Source organism: Streptomyces sp. NPDC017676, assembly GCF_044329325.1.
GTDB lineage: Bacteria > Actinomycetota > Actinomycetes > Streptomycetales > Streptomycetaceae > Streptomyces.
Genome location: NZ_JBIRJA010000001.1, coordinates 611,747 through 624,541 on the forward strand (window position 1 = coordinate 611,747; position 12,795 = coordinate 624,541).

Consider the following 12,795-nt stretch of genomic DNA (forward strand, 5'->3'; position numbering starts at 1 on the left):
GGTTCCCCCCCCGACCGGCCCCCGCTGCCCGCCGCGCCCGCGGCCTGCCGCGGGGGGCCCCCCCCCGGCCGCGCCGCGGTGTCCGTCCCGGACGCGGCGGCGCACCGCTCACCGACACCCTGAAACGGAGGTTGCGGCACAGTGGATCAGGCACTGCTCGACTGGTTCCGGACCGCCCCCGGCGACCCGGACGAGTCCGGCGCACCCGACGACGACACCCTCCCGGCCGACGTGACCCCGCCCACCCGCACCGAACTGGCGGCCGCGAGCCCCGCCGGGCAGGAGCGCCTGATCGGCGACTACCTGTGCCAGGAGCTCGGCCGCGTCCTGCACTGCCCGGCCGGGCAGGTCGACCGGCACCAGACCATGACGGACCTCGGCGTCGGCTCCATGACCGGCCTGGAGCTGCAACGGCGGATCCGGGCGGCCCTCGGCGTCGCGCCCGGCCTGCCCGAGATCCTGCGAGCCGAGAACACCCACGCGCTGACCCTGCGTCTCGTGGGCCTGCTCGGCACGACCACGGCAGGAGCCCCGTCAGCGTGAAACTGTCCCTCCCCGCCGCGGGCGACGCCGATCTGTGGCTGCTGCGCCAGCCCCGGCTCGGCACCTGCACCGGCGAACTCGACCTGACCGAACTCGACGAGGCCGAACGGCAGCGGGCCGGCAGCTGCCGCCGCGAGGCCGGCCGACTCCTCTACTCGTCGGTGCACATCGCGCTGCGCCGGCTGCTCGGCGCCTACCTGGACACCGGACCGCGACAACTGCGGTTCGGCCGGGCACCCTGCCCCTGCTGCGGGGAGCCGCACGGCAGACCCGTACTCGAAGCGCCCGCGTCCCCGCTGCACTTCTCGCTCTCCCACAGCGCCGGCATGGCCCTCATCGGTGTGTCCACCGTCCCGATCGGCGTGGACGTCGAGAAGATCCCCTCCCGCGACACCGTCCGGGTGTGCACCCCCGCGCTGCACCCCGACGAACGGAGCGAACTGCTCGCCCGCCCCGCCGGCGTCGGCGCCGTCGCCTTCGGGCAGCTGTGGACGCGCAAGGAGGCCTACCTCAAGGGCATCGGCACCGGGCTCGCCCGGGACCTGGCCGCCGACTACCTCGGCGCCGACAGCGGCCGGCACCCCGCCCGGTGGACCCTCCACGACGTGCCCTGCGGCCCCCGCCACACGGCCGCCGCCGCGCTCCGGGACCAGCCCCCGGGCGCCCGGCTGAGGGTGCACTGGCTCCCCATGGACTGCCTGTACAAGGACAAGCCCATGCCCCTGGGCAAGCGGGACACCTTCCTCGGAGAGCTGGTCGCCTGAGATGCCCGTCTACGACATCACCGCCCCGTCCGGCCACGAGCCGCCCTTCACCCTGGTGCTGCTGCACCACGCGGGCGGCTCCGCCCGGGGGTTCGCGCCGCTCCTGCCCCATCTGCCGCGCGGGTGGCGGGTGCTCGGCGCGGACCTGCCGGGCCGACTGCTCGACCGCGCCCGCTCCCGGTGCCGTACCGCCCGCGAGGCCGTGGACCATCTCCGTGACGCGCTGCGCCCCGAACTGACCGGCCCCTACGCCGTCTTCGGCCACAGCATGGGGGCCCTGCTGGCGTTCGAGCTGGTACGGCGGCTGGAGGCCGAGGCCCTGGGCCCCTGCTGGCTCGGGGTGTCGGCCCTCCCGCCGCCCGTGAGCGGGGGCGCCACCCGCGCCGCCGCCCCGGCCGGCTGGCCGGCCCACCGCGTGCTGCGGTACCTGCACGGCCTCGGCGGCACACCCGCCGGGGCCGACCACCGCACGGCCCTCGCCGAACTCGTGGCGCGGACCGTGCGCCAGGACCTGGAGGTGGTCGGCAGCTACGAGTACACCGACGGCCCGCCGCTGCGGACGGCCCTGTCGGTGTTCGGCGGCGAGGACGACCCGCTGGCGCCCCCGCACCTGCTCCGCCGCTGGTCGGCGTACACCCGGCGGCCGATGGGCTGTCACCTCTGGCCCGGCGGGCACTTCTACCTCTTCGACCACGCCGAGGACGTCTCCGCCCGCCTGGTCGGAGCCTGCCGGACGCTGCTCGCCGGCGACCGCGCGGCACCCTGACCGCCCCGGCGCACGGCGAAGTCCCCCGGGCCGCCCGGCCCGGGGGACTTCACCGTGTGTGCGGTGCCGTTACTGACGCACGCCCGTCCCGGCGGCGCGCGCGATCCGCTCCAGGAGCCGGTGGTGCCCGACCGCGTGCCGGAAGTCGGGCACGGTCCGGGTGCCCTCCTCGATGTCGGCGCGCAACCGGGCGTAGGCGTGCGCGACCGGCGACGCCGGCCCGCTCACCCCGGGCACGAGCTGGTACCCGTCGGGGACGGGCAGCACGGACAGCTCCTCGTCGCCCCGGGCACCCCGGAGGGTGAACTGGCCGAACTGGAGGTGCCCGGTGTCCCCGGTGATCACCAGGTCGCCCTCGGTGCCGTTGATCTCCCACAGGAGGTTGGTGGACCGGCTGGAACCGCCCCGGTAGTGCAGGGAGGCGACCGCGCCGCTCTCCAGCACACCGGACACGGCGATCTGGTCCTCGGCGGTCTGCGGCAGCGACTCCCCGGTCTCCGCGACCCGCACCTTGCCGCGGCGCGTGGCCGTGGTGGCCGTGAGCCCGGCGAAGCCCGACAGGCACATCGTCAGCGCGTCCAGGGTGTGCCCGAACGGGATCGTCATCAGCGTGGCCCCGTTGGCCCGGTCGGCCGTGTACGCGCCGCGGGAGCCCACCACCGGCCCCCAGCCGCCGCCGGAGCCCACCAGGGTGGTGGACAGCACCTCGCCCACGTACCCCTGCGCGATCAGGTCCCGCAGGTACCGCACGGCCGGGGCGGAACGCGACTGAAGGCCCACCGCGGTGCGCACCCCGCGCCGCTCGGCGAGCGCGGCCAGCGCCTCCGCCTCCTCGGGCCCGACGGCCAGCGGCCACTCGCTCAGCACCATCGTGCCCGCCTCCAGCGCGGGCTCGATCAGCTCGCGGTGCCGGGGCACCTTGACCGCGACCACGACGAGGTCGATGTCGTCGTGGGCGGCCAGTTCGGCGACGTCGGTGAAGGCCAGCGGCACCCCGTACTTCTCGGCCGAGCGCCGCGCGGCCTCGGGCGAGGACGCCGTCAGACCGCGCAGCTCGAAACCTTCCACCGCGGCGAGCGCGGGCAGATGCCCGCGGGCACCCCAGCCGCCGTCGGCGCTGAGACCGACGATGCCGACTCCGAGGGGCCTGGGGGAACCGGTGCTCTGTGTCATGAAGGGTCAACCCACTAACTGTTGGTCCGGAGAACTGTTCATCAGGCGGCCAGCCGCTCGTACGACCCGCGGTAGAAGACCAGCGGCGCCCCGTCCTCACGGCTGCTGAGCCGGTGGACACGGGCGATGACGACGTCGTGGTCCCCGGCCGGGTACTCGGCCTCCACCGAGCACTCCAGCCATCCGATGGCGCCGTCCAGCACGGGCGTCCCGGCCGGTGTGGCGCTCCACCGGACGTCCCGGAACTTGTCGGCGCCGCTCGTGGCCAGGCGGCTGCTCAGCTCGCGCTGGTCCGCCCCGAGGATGTTGACGCAGAAGCGCTCCGCGGCCCGGACCCGCGGCCAGCTGGTGCTCGTCCGGGCGATGCAGAAGAGGACGAGCGCGGGATCGAGGGACACCGAGGTGAAGGAGTTCACCGCGAGGCCGACCGGCGTGGCATCCCCCGCGCGGACCGCGGTCACCGCCACGACGCCGGTGGTGAACCGGCCCAGCGTGGCGCGGAATTCCTCGTGGCTGACCTGGCTGGCCTGGCTGACCGGACTGACCTGGCGGACGCCGCTGACGCTGCTCACGCGGCTGACGGAATCTGTCGACGAGGGCATGTGTCCATCCTTGGCCCCCCGACAACCCGTAACAAGTGCGTACGCACAGTAGTGGTGCCACCAATACGCGCGACGGCGCCGCCCCCGGCATGGGCGAGAATGGAGCCATGAGTCTCTTCCGCGACGACGGCATCGTGCTGCGCACCCAGAAGCTGGGAGAGGCGGACCGGATCATCACGCTGCTCACGCGCGGCCACGGCCGGGTGCGGGCCGTCGCCCGGGGCGTGCGGCGTACGAAGTCCAAGTTCGGCGCCCGGCTGGAACCCTTCTCCCACGTCGACGTGCAGTTCTTCGCGCGGGGCAGCGAGCTGGTCGGGCGCGGACTGCCGCTGTGCACACAGAGTGAGACCATCGCGCCCTACGGCGGCGGGATCGTCACCGACTACGCGCGCTACACCGCCGGGACCGCCATGCTGGAGACGGCCGAACGGTTCACGGACCACGAGGGCGAGCCGGCCGTCCAGCAGTACCTGCTGCTGGTCGGTGCCCTGCGGACGCTCGCCCGGGGCGAGCACGCGCCGCACCTCGTTCTCGACGCCTTCCTGCTGCGCTCCCTCGCCGTCAACGGCTACGCGCCCAGCTTCGGCGACTGCGCGAAGTGCGGGATGCCCGGCCCCAACCGGTTCTTCTCCGTGGCCTCCGGCGGCTCGGTCTGCGCCGACTGCCGGGTGCCCGGCAGTGTCGTACCGTCCCCGCAGACCCTGGTACTGCTGGGGGCGCTGCTTACGGGAGACTGGGAGACGGCGGACGCGTGCGAGGCGCGGTACGTCCGCGAGGGCAGCGGGCTGGTGTCCGCCTACCTGCACTGGCACCTGGAGCGCGGGCTGCGCTCCCTGCGGTACGTAGAGAAGTAAGCACGGCACGGTCGAGGAGACGAGAAGGACATGGTCGTACGCGGGATCCTGGGGCGCCAGCGGCGCGAGTACAAGGCGCCGGAGCCGCACCCGTCCGGTGCCCGCGCGCCCAAGCTCCCGGGTGAGCTGGTCCCGGAGCACGTGGCGATCGTCATGGACGGCAACGGGCGGTGGGCCAAGGAGCGGGGGCTGCCGCGCACCGAGGGGCACAAGGTCGGCGCCGAGCGGGTGCTGGACGTGCTCCAGGGCTCCATCGAGATCGGCGTCCGCAACATCTCCCTGTACGCCTTCTCCACCGAGAACTGGAAGCGGTCGCCCGAGGAGGTCCGCTTCCTGATGAACTTCAACCGCGACTTCATCCGCAAGACCCGCGACCAGCTCGACGAGCTCGGCATCCGGGTGCGCTGGGTGGGCAGGATGCCCAAGCTGTGGAAGTCGGTGGCGAAGGAGCTCCAGGTCGCCCAGGAGCAGACCAAGGACAACGACCTGCTCACCCTGTATTTCTGCATGAACTACGGCGGCCGGGCGGAGATCGCCGACGCGGCGCAGCGGCTCGCCGAGGACGTGAAGGCGGGCCGGCTCGACCCGTCCAAGGTCAATGAGAAGACCATCCAGAAGTACCTGTACTACCCGGACATGCCGGACGTCGACCTGTTCCTGCGGCCCAGCGGCGAGCAGCGCACGTCCAACTACCTGCTCTGGCAGAGCGCGTACGCCGAGATGGTCTTTCAGGACGTGCTGTGGCCCGACTTCGACCGCCGTGACCTGTGGCGGGCCTGCGTCGAGTTCGCCTCCCGCGACCGCCGCTTCGGCGGCGCCGTCCCGAACGAGGAACTGCTCGCCATGGAAGCCGCCATGAAGGGCGATTCCACCTCGTAGCCACCGGGGGTTCACGCGGGCCGCCGAGGATACGGGACTCATGAGACGTCTGACGCCTGTCCTCGCCCTCGGTGCCCTGCTGCTCACCGCCCTGCCCGCGCACGCGGCGGAGGGGCCCGCGCACCGCGAGAGTTACGGCACCAAGGCGCCCTACGCGCCGCAGCAGGACCCGCACGGTTACCAGCGGCCCCCGGCCGGGTTCGAGCCGGTCTTCACCGAGAACGTCTCCCGGCACGGCTCCCGCGCGGCCACGGACAGCGAGGACGGGGACCTGGTCCTCGCGCTGTGGGACCAGGCCGAGGCGGAAGGACAACTCACCGGCAAGGGTGAGGAGTTCGGTCCGACGGTCCGCGCCCTGGAGGCCGCCATGGCCAAGGTCGGCTACGGCAACCTCAGCGGGCGCGGCAAGCGGGAGCTGGCGGACACGGCCGTACGCATGCAGCGGCGGCTGCCCGCCCTGTTCAAGGAGATCGCGGACGACGGGGAGCGGATCGACGTCGTCAGCTCGGGGCAGGGGCGGGCCGTGGACAGCGGCACCGCGTTCACGGACGCCCTCACCGAGGCCGACCCGGCGCTGGAGCCGCTCATCGGTCCGGCCCGCACCGACAAGGACCTGCTGTACTTCCACAAGGCGGCGGGCGGTGCCGCCTACCGCGACTACATCGCGGGCGACCAGCGCCTCAAGGACACCCTGAGCGGGATCACCGACCAGCCCCGGACGCGGCAGGCCGCCCGCAGCGTGCTGCGGAAGATCTTCAAGGACGCCTTCGTGGAGCGGATCACCGACCAGGTGGGTGCCGCGGAGGCCGTCTACAACCTGTACGCCATCGCCCCCGCGATGATCGAGGAGAGTCCGGGCGGCACGGGCTGGGGCATGGAGCGGTTCGTCTCCCGTACGGACGCGGCCTGGTTCGGATACCTCGGGGACGCCGAGGACTTCTACGAGAAGGGTCCCGGCTTCGCCGACAGCGACATCACCTACAAGATGGCGGACGTCCTGCTGGACGACCTGTTCCGGCAGGTCGAGGCCAAGCGCGCCGGCACCAGCCGCCTCGGCGCCGAGCTGCGCTTCACCCACGCCGAGGAGATCATTCCGCTGGCCGCGCTGATGGGTCTGCCGGGCAGCACGCGACCGGCGACGCCGGGGGAGCCGTACACCTACGCGGACAACCCGTGGCGGGGCGCCGCCGTCTCCCCGCTGGGCGCCAACATCCAGTGGGACGTCTTCCGCAAGGGTGACCGCTGGCTGGTGCGGATGCTCTACAACGAGAAGGAGACGGCGTTCAGGGCCGGCTGCCGTCCGGTCGCGAAGGGCAGCGCCTTCTACGACCTGGACGAGCTGGAGCGCTGCTTCGGGCGGAGGTGAGCCGGAGCGGGCGCCGCGGCGGTCAGCCCTGCGCGCAGTCGGCGCAGTCGGCGCACGTGCCGAAGATCTCCACCGTGTGGGCCACGTTGACGTAACCGTGCTCGGCGGCGATCGCCTCGGCCCACTTCTCCACCGCCGGGCCCTCCACCTCCACCGCCTTGCCGCAGGCGCGGCAGACCAGGTGGTGGTGGTGTTCGCCGCTGGAGCAGCGGCGGTAGACGGACTCGCCGTCGGACGTGCGCAGGACGTCGACCTCGCCGGCCTCGGCGAGGGACTGGAGGGTGCGGTAGACCGTGGTCAGGCCGACGGAGTCGCCCTTGTGCTTGAGCATGTCGTGCAGTTCCTGCGCGCTGCGGAACTCGTCGACCTCGTCCAGGGCCGCCGCCACGGCTGCACGCTGGCGGGTCGCGCGGCCCTTCACGGGCGGTCCAGCGGTCGTCACCGTTGCCTCCTCACGTCTGCTGCTGCCCGGGCCATTCTGCCAGCCCGGGCTGTCGGCGGTCAGACGCCGACCTCGTCGCCGGCACCCCGCGAAGCCGGAATCGCGCACTCCGCGGGGTCCCCGGCGGGCTGGGCCGCGGCGGCCGCGCGGGCGCGTCGCCGGGCCAGCGGACCGGCCAGCGCGGTCAGCACGAGGAACGCGGCGATGGTCAGCAGGACGATCGTGGCGCCGGGCGGGACGTCCTGGTAGTACGACGTGACCGTGCCGCTGACGGCCACCACCACGCCGATCGCCACCGCGATCACGAAGGTGACGGTGAAGCTGCGGCTGAGCTGCTGCGCCGCCGCCACGGGCACGACCATCAGCGCGGACACCAGCAGCAGGCCGACGACCCGCATGGCGACCGTGACGGTGACGGCCGCGGTGACCGCCGTCAGCAGGTTCAGCGCGCGCACCGGCAGGCCCGTGACCCGCGCGAACTCCTCGTCCTGGCTGACCGCGAACAACTGGCGGCGCAGGCCCAGCGTGACCAGCAGGACGAACGCGGCGAGCACACAGATCGCGCCGACGTCGGACTGGGACACCGTCGACAGGGAGCCGAACAGGTACGACGTCAGGTTGGCGGTGGAGCCGCCCGGCGCGAGGTTGATCAGCATCACACCGCCGGCCATACCGCCGTAGAACAGCATGGCCAGGGCGATGTCACCGCGTGTCCTGCCGTACCAGCGGATCAGTTCCATCAGGACCGCGCCGAGGACGGAGACGGCCGTCGCCATCCACACGGGGGACGTGGACAGCAGGAAGCCGAGGCCGACGCCCGTCATGGCCACGTGTCCGATGCCGTCGCCCATCAGAGCCTGGCGGCGCTGGACCAGGTAGATGCCGATCGCGGGCGCGGTGATGCCGACCAGCACGGCGGCCAGCAGCGCCCGCTGCATGAAGGCGTAGTTCAGGAAGTCCATCAGCTCAGCAGTCCCGTGCGGATCGGTTCGGCGCCCGCCGGAGCGTGCGGGTGTACGTGGTCGTGGCCGGGCAGCGCGTGCTGGCCGACCGCGCGCGGCGGCGGGCCGTCGTGCAGCACACAGCCGTCGCGCAGGACGACCGCCCGGTCGATCAGGGGCTCCAGCGGGCCCAGCTCGTGCAGCACGAGCAGGACCGTCGTACCGGCCTCGACCTGCTGCTTGAGGGTGCGCGCCAGGATCTCCTGGCTGGCCAGGTCGACGCCCGCCATCGGCTCGTCCATGATCAGCAGTTCGGGCTCGGCGACCAGCGCGCGGGCGATCAGCACCCGCTGGTGCTGGCCGCCGGAGAGGGCGCCCGCGGAGTCCTTGGCGCGGTCCGCCATGCCGACCAGTTCCAGGGCCCGGCGCACGGCCTCCCGGTCGCCCTTGCGGAAGACGCCGAAGCGGGTGCGGGACAGGCGGCCCGAGGAGACGATCTCGGTGACCGTCGCCGGGACCCCGCCGGCGGCCGTCGTCCGCTGCGGTACGTAGCCCACGCGCGCCCAGTCCCGGAAGGACCGGCGCGGGGTGCCGAACAGCTCGATCGTGCCGCTGCTCACCGGCACCTGGCCGATGATCGTGCGGATCGCCGTGGACTTGCCGGAACCGTTCGCGCCGAGCAGCGCGACGACCTCGCCGCGGCCGACGGCGAGGTCGATGCCGCGCAGCACGGGGCGCGCGCCGAGTTCGGCGGTCACGCCGCGCAGGGCTATGACAGGCTCGCTGGTCATCTCGTCTCCTGTCACTTGGCGCCCAGTGCCTGCTGGAGCGCCTTGAGGTTGGCCCGCTGGACCGCGAAGTAGTCCTTGCCGCGGGACTTGCCGGTGATGCCCTCGATCGGGTCGAGGACGTCGGTCTTCAGGCCCGTGTCGCGGGCGATGGTCCTGGCGGTCTTGTCGCTGACGAGCGTCTCGTAGAAGACCGTGGAGACGCCGTCCGCCCTGGCCATCCTCTCCAGGTCCCGCACCCGGGCGGCGCTCGGCTCGGACTCGGGGTCGAGGCCGCTGACGGCCTCCTCGGTGAGCCCGTAGCGCTCGGCGAGGTAGCCGAAGGCGGCGTGCGTGGTGATGAAGACCTTGGTCCTGGTGTCCGCGAGGCCGTCCTCGAACTGGGTGTTCAGGTCGTTCAGCTGCTTGACCAGCACCGCGGTGTTCTTCCTGTAGTCGGCGGCGTGCTCCGGATCGGCCTTCTCGAAGGCCTTGCCGACGCCCTCGGCGACCTGGGCGTAGCGCACCGGGTCGACCCAGATGTGCGGGTCCTTGCCGGTGGACTCCCCGTCCTCGTGGCTGTCGTGCTCGGCCGCGTGGCCGCCGACCTCGTCGCCGTGGTCCTCCAGCGTGGTCAGGGAGGCCGCGTCGATCTTCGTCCCGACCGGGGACTGGGCCACCGCGTCGTCCACGGACGGCTGGAGGCCCTTCAGGTACAGGACCGCGTCGGACTCCTCCAGCGAGGCGATCTGCTGGGGGCTGATCTCCAGGTCGTGCGGCTCCTGGCCGGGCGAGGTGAGGGTGGTGACGTGGACGTGGTCCCCGCCGATGCGGTCGGCGAGGAAGGCCATCGGGTAGAACGACGCGACGACGTCGAACTTGCTCGTGTTGGCCGCGACCGCCTTGTCGCCGGAGCAGGCGGACAGCGTGCCGATCCCGAGGGCGGTGGCCGCGGCGACCGCGGCGGCGGGTATGAGGCGCCGCGCGCGGGGCCGGGTGTGTCGTCGTACGTTCATGACAGTCATTTTCAACAAACATGGAAACCGTTGTCAACAACGCTCGTCAGGCGGTCCGGGCAGGGGCCGATTTGGTCGTGGGGGAGCATGCGCCGGTAACCTGAATCATTCGCTGGAAGCATCTCGCTTCAACGCCCGTCGTCGTAATGAAGAGAGCACCGTGGCCGCCGACAAGATCGACACCATCGTCAGCCTGAGCAAGCGCCGTGGCTTCGTTTTCCCCTGCAGTGAGATCTACGGCGGACAGCGTGCCGCCTGGGACTACGGACCGCTCGGTGTCGAGCTGAAGGAGAACATCAAGCGCCAGTGGTGGCGCTACATGGTGACGTCGCGCGAGGACGTCGTCGGTATCGACTCGTCCGTCATCCTGGCCCCCGAGGTCTGGGTGGCCTCCGGCCACGTCGCCACCTTCACGGACCCGCTGACCGAGTGCACCGCGTGCCACAAGCGGTTCCGCGCCGACCACCTGGAGGAGGCGTACGAGGAGAAGAAGGGCCACGCCCCGGCGAACGGCCTCGCGGACATCAACTGCCCGAACTGCGGCAACAAGGGCCAGTTCACCGAGCCCAAGCAGTTCTCGGGTCTGCTCTCCACGCACCTCGGCCCGACCCAGGACTCCGGCTCCGTCGCGTACCTGCGCCCCGAGACCGCCCAGGGCATCTTCACCAACTTCGCCCAGGTGCAGACCACGTCGCGCCGCAAGCCGCCGTTCGGCATCGCCCAGATGGGCAAGTCGTTCCGCAACGAGATCACGCCGGGCAACTTCATCTTCCGCACCCGCGAGTTCGAGCAGATGGAGATGGAGTTCTTCGTCAAGCCGGGCGAGGACGAGCAGTGGCAGGAGTACTGGATGGAGCAGCGCTGGAACTGGTACACCGGCCTGGGCCTGCGTGAGGAGAACATGCGCTGGTACGAGCACCCGAAGGAGAAGCTCTCCCACTACTCCAAGCGCACCGCCGACATCGAGTACCGCTTCCAGTTCGGCGGCTCGGAGTGGGGCGAGCTGGAGGGTGTCGCCAACCGCACCGACTACGACCTCAGCGCGCACTCCAAGGCCTCCGGCCAGGACCTCTCCTACTTCGACCAGGAGGCCGGCGAGCGCTGGACGCCGTACGTCATCGAGCCGGCGGCCGGTGTCGGCCGCACCATGCTGGCCTTCCTGCTCGACGCCTACGTCGAGGACGAGGCGCCCAACGCCAAGGGCAAGATGGAGAAGCGCACGGTGCTGCGCCTGGACCACCGCCTGGCCCCGGTGAAGGTCGCCGTGCTGCCCCTGTCGCGCAACCCCGAGCTGTCCCCGAAGGCCAAGGGTCTCGCCCAGGCGCTGCGGCAGAACTGGAACATCGAGTTCGACGACGCCGGTGCCATCGGCCGCCGCTACCGCCGCCAGGACGAGATCGGTACGCCGTACTGCGTGACCGTCGACTTCGACACGCTGGAGGACAACGCGGTCACCGTCCGCGAGCGTGACTCCATGAAGCAGGAGCGCGTGTCGCTCGACCAGATCGAGGGCTACCTGGCCCAGCGCCTCGTGGGCGCCTAGTCACACCGCCGGATGCCGGGCGAGCCGCCAGCGCGGACTCGTCCGGCATTCGCGTGTCCGCCCCCGCTCAGCGGCCCTGGAGCGCCTTGACGTTGTCGCCGAAGGTCCAGTTCTTCGACCCGTCCCAGTTGACCGACCACGTCATCAGGCCCTTGAGCGAGGTGCCGTAGTGCTTCCAGGCCTGGGAGACCAGGGACGGGGACATGTAGCCGCCGCCCGCGCCGGACTGGGCGGGCAGGCCGGGCACCTGCTTGTCGTACGGCACCCTGATCGTCGTGCCCTGCACCACCAGGCCCTTGTTCAGGCAGTCGGTCTGGGCGGTGAAGCCCTGCACGGTGCCGGCCGCGTAGGAGTCGCCGGAGCAGCCGTACATGCTGCCGTTGTAGTACTGCATGTTCAGCCACCACAGGCGGCCGTTGTCCGCGTACTTCTTGATGACCGGCAGGTACGCGCCCCAGATGGAGCCGTAGGTGACGCTGCCGCCGGTGACGTACGCCGTCTCCGGGGCCATCGTCAGGCCGAAGCCCGCCGGCATCTGCGCGAGGATCCCGTCGATGATGCGGATCAGGTTGGCCTGGGACGTGGACAGTTGGCCGATGTTGCCGCTGCCGACCAGGCCCGTCTCGATGTCGATGTCGATGCCGTCGAAGTTGTACTTCTTCAGGATGGGCACGATCGTCGCGACGAAGCGGTCGGCCACGGTGGAGGAGCTGAGGTCGATGCCGGCCGCCGCGCCGCCGATGGACAGCAGGATCGTCTGGCCGGACGCCTTGGCCGCGCACATCTCGGCCGGGGTGGCCACCTTCACGCCGGCGTCCATGCCGTCCTCCCACAGGGCCGTGCCGTCGGAGCGGATCACCGGGAAGGCCGCGTTGATCACGTTGTAGCCGTGGGCGGGGATGCGGGAGTCGGTGATCGGGGTCCAGCCGAAGGGCGGGTGGACCCCGTTGGCGGCGCCGTCCCAGTTCTCCCAGTATCCCTGGAGCACCTTGCCCGCCGGCCTCGGCTTCACCGCGCAGGTGTCGGCGGCGGAGGCGGCGGGCGCGGTGGCGATCACCAGCGGGGCGAGAACGGCCGAGGTGAGCGCGGCGGTGAGGACGCGCAGGGTACGGCGGAGCATGGGGCCTCCCGGTGGGGGT

14 protein-coding genes are annotated in these 12,795 nt (G+C 71.9%); 7 read left to right on the forward strand and 7 right to left on the reverse strand.

Annotated elements, in window-relative coordinates; genetic code table 11:
- The first annotated feature begins 141 nt into the window (after positions 1–141).
- From ACH4LD_RS02715 to ACH4LD_RS02725, 3 genes are read left to right on the forward strand one after another with little or no spacing between them, the layout of a single operon-like run.
- On the forward strand, positions 142–543 hold the full coding sequence (locus ACH4LD_RS02715) for an acyl carrier protein (RefSeq protein ID WP_398053355.1): 402 nt from the start codon (positions 142–144) through the stop codon (positions 541–543).
- Positions 540–1,307, forward strand: coding sequence for a 4'-phosphopantetheinyl transferase family protein (locus ACH4LD_RS02720; RefSeq protein WP_398053356.1), 768 nt, complete (start codon positions 540–542; stop codon positions 1,305–1,307). Before ACH4LD_RS02715 ends, ACH4LD_RS02720 begins: the two co-directional genes overlap by 4 nt.
- 1 nt (position 1,308) lies before the next feature.
- Entirely contained in the window at positions 1,309–2,073 is a 765-nt protein-coding gene (locus ACH4LD_RS02725) for a thioesterase II family protein (protein WP_398053357.1), read from the forward strand.
- A 69-nt stretch (positions 2,074–2,142) separates the two neighbouring features.
- On the opposite strand, the gene ACH4LD_RS02730 is transcribed toward ACH4LD_RS02725, so the two are convergent.
- The gene (locus tag ACH4LD_RS02730; RefSeq protein ID WP_398053358.1) at positions 2,143–3,246 is read right to left on the reverse strand and encodes a Gfo/Idh/MocA family protein; all 1,104 of its coding nucleotides are present in this window, start codon (positions 3,244–3,246) and stop codon (positions 2,143–2,145) included.
- 41 nt (positions 3,247–3,287) lie between these two features.
- Positions 3,288–3,818, reverse strand: a complete 531-nt coding sequence (locus ACH4LD_RS02735; protein ID WP_398053359.1) for a flavin reductase family protein — start codon at positions 3,816–3,818, stop codon at positions 3,288–3,290.
- A 137-nt stretch (positions 3,819–3,955) separates the two neighbouring features.
- Here ACH4LD_RS02735 and recO point away from each other — a divergent pair, with 137 nt between their 5' ends.
- The 3 genes from recO to ACH4LD_RS02750 are packed head-to-tail and all read left to right on the forward strand — an operon-like array spanning position 3,956 to position 6,947.
- A complete protein-coding gene (gene recO, locus ACH4LD_RS02740) occupies positions 3,956–4,702 on the forward strand; it encodes a DNA repair protein RecO (protein WP_132783564.1) in 747 nt (248 codons plus the stop codon).
- A gap of 30 nt (positions 4,703–4,732) precedes the next feature.
- Positions 4,733–5,581, forward strand: coding sequence for an isoprenyl transferase (locus ACH4LD_RS02745; RefSeq protein ID WP_398053360.1), 849 nt, complete (start codon positions 4,733–4,735; stop codon positions 5,579–5,581).
- A gap of 40 nt (positions 5,582–5,621) precedes the next feature.
- Positions 5,622–6,947: a histidine-type phosphatase gene (locus ACH4LD_RS02750; protein ID WP_398053361.1), complete on the forward strand. Its 1,326-nt coding sequence runs from the start codon at positions 5,622–5,624 to the stop codon at positions 6,945–6,947.
- Positions 6,948–6,969: 22 nt separating this feature from the next.
- Here ACH4LD_RS02750 and ACH4LD_RS02755 read toward each other — a convergent pair whose 3' ends face one another.
- The 4 genes from ACH4LD_RS02755 to ACH4LD_RS02770 are packed head-to-tail and all read right to left on the reverse strand — an operon-like array spanning position 6,970 to position 10,113.
- Positions 6,970–7,389 carry a Fur family transcriptional regulator gene (locus ACH4LD_RS02755; protein ID WP_103810821.1) on the reverse strand — a complete coding sequence of 140 codons (420 nt, stop codon included), beginning with the start codon at positions 7,387–7,389 and terminating at the stop codon, positions 6,970–6,972.
- 59 nt (positions 7,390–7,448) lie between these two features.
- Positions 7,449–8,351 (reverse strand): metal ABC transporter permease, encoded by a 903-nt coding sequence (locus ACH4LD_RS02760; RefSeq protein WP_398053362.1) that lies wholly within the window; start codon positions 8,349–8,351, stop codon positions 7,449–7,451.
- A complete protein-coding gene (locus ACH4LD_RS02765) occupies positions 8,351–9,121 on the reverse strand; it encodes a metal ABC transporter ATP-binding protein (RefSeq protein WP_398053363.1) in 771 nt (256 codons plus the stop codon). Before ACH4LD_RS02765 ends, ACH4LD_RS02760 begins: the two co-directional genes overlap by 1 nt.
- An 11-nt stretch (positions 9,122–9,132) precedes the next feature.
- Positions 9,133–10,113: a metal ABC transporter substrate-binding protein gene (locus tag ACH4LD_RS02770; RefSeq protein WP_398053364.1), complete on the reverse strand. Its 981-nt coding sequence runs from the start codon at positions 10,111–10,113 to the stop codon at positions 9,133–9,135.
- A 160-nt stretch (positions 10,114–10,273) separates the two neighbouring features.
- Here ACH4LD_RS02770 and ACH4LD_RS02775 point away from each other — a divergent pair, with 160 nt between their 5' ends.
- The gene (locus ACH4LD_RS02775) at positions 10,274–11,656 is read left to right on the forward strand and encodes a glycine--tRNA ligase (RefSeq protein WP_014672583.1); all 1,383 of its coding nucleotides are present in this window, start codon (positions 10,274–10,276) and stop codon (positions 11,654–11,656) included.
- 67 nt (positions 11,657–11,723) lie between these two features.
- Here ACH4LD_RS02775 and ACH4LD_RS02780 read toward each other — a convergent pair whose 3' ends face one another.
- On the reverse strand, positions 11,724–12,776 hold the full coding sequence (locus ACH4LD_RS02780) for a chitinase (protein ID WP_398053365.1): 1,053 nt from the start codon (positions 12,774–12,776) through the stop codon (positions 11,724–11,726).
- Positions 12,777–12,795: the final 19 nt, after the last annotated feature.

Coding starts and splice junctions, on each gene's coding strand:
- ACH4LD_RS02760 (WP_398053362.1), bottom strand. CDS start 8,351: ATGGACTTCCTGAACTACGCCTTCATGCAGCGGGCGCTGCTGGCCGCC.
- recO (WP_132783564.1), top strand. CDS start 3,956: ATGAGTCTCTTCCGCGACGACGGCATCGTGCTGCGCACCCAGAAGCTG.
- ACH4LD_RS02750 (WP_398053361.1), top strand. CDS start 5,622: ATGAGACGTCTGACGCCTGTCCTCGCCCTCGGTGCCCTGCTGCTCACC.
- ACH4LD_RS02765 (WP_398053363.1), bottom strand. CDS start 9,121: ATGACCAGCGAGCCTGTCATAGCCCTGCGCGGCGTGACCGCCGAACTC.
- ACH4LD_RS02730 (WP_398053358.1), bottom strand. CDS start 3,246: ATGACACAGAGCACCGGTTCCCCCAGGCCCCTCGGAGTCGGCATCGTC.
- ACH4LD_RS02770 (WP_398053364.1), bottom strand. CDS start 10,113: ATGAACGTACGACGACACACCCGGCCCCGCGCGCGGCGCCTCATACCC.
- ACH4LD_RS02780 (WP_398053365.1), bottom strand. CDS start 12,776: ATGCTCCGCCGTACCCTGCGCGTCCTCACCGCCGCGCTCACCTCGGCC.
- ACH4LD_RS02725 (WP_398053357.1), top strand. CDS start 1,309: ATGCCCGTCTACGACATCACCGCCCCGTCCGGCCACGAGCCGCCCTTC.
- ACH4LD_RS02745 (WP_398053360.1), top strand. CDS start 4,733: ATGGTCGTACGCGGGATCCTGGGGCGCCAGCGGCGCGAGTACAAGGCG.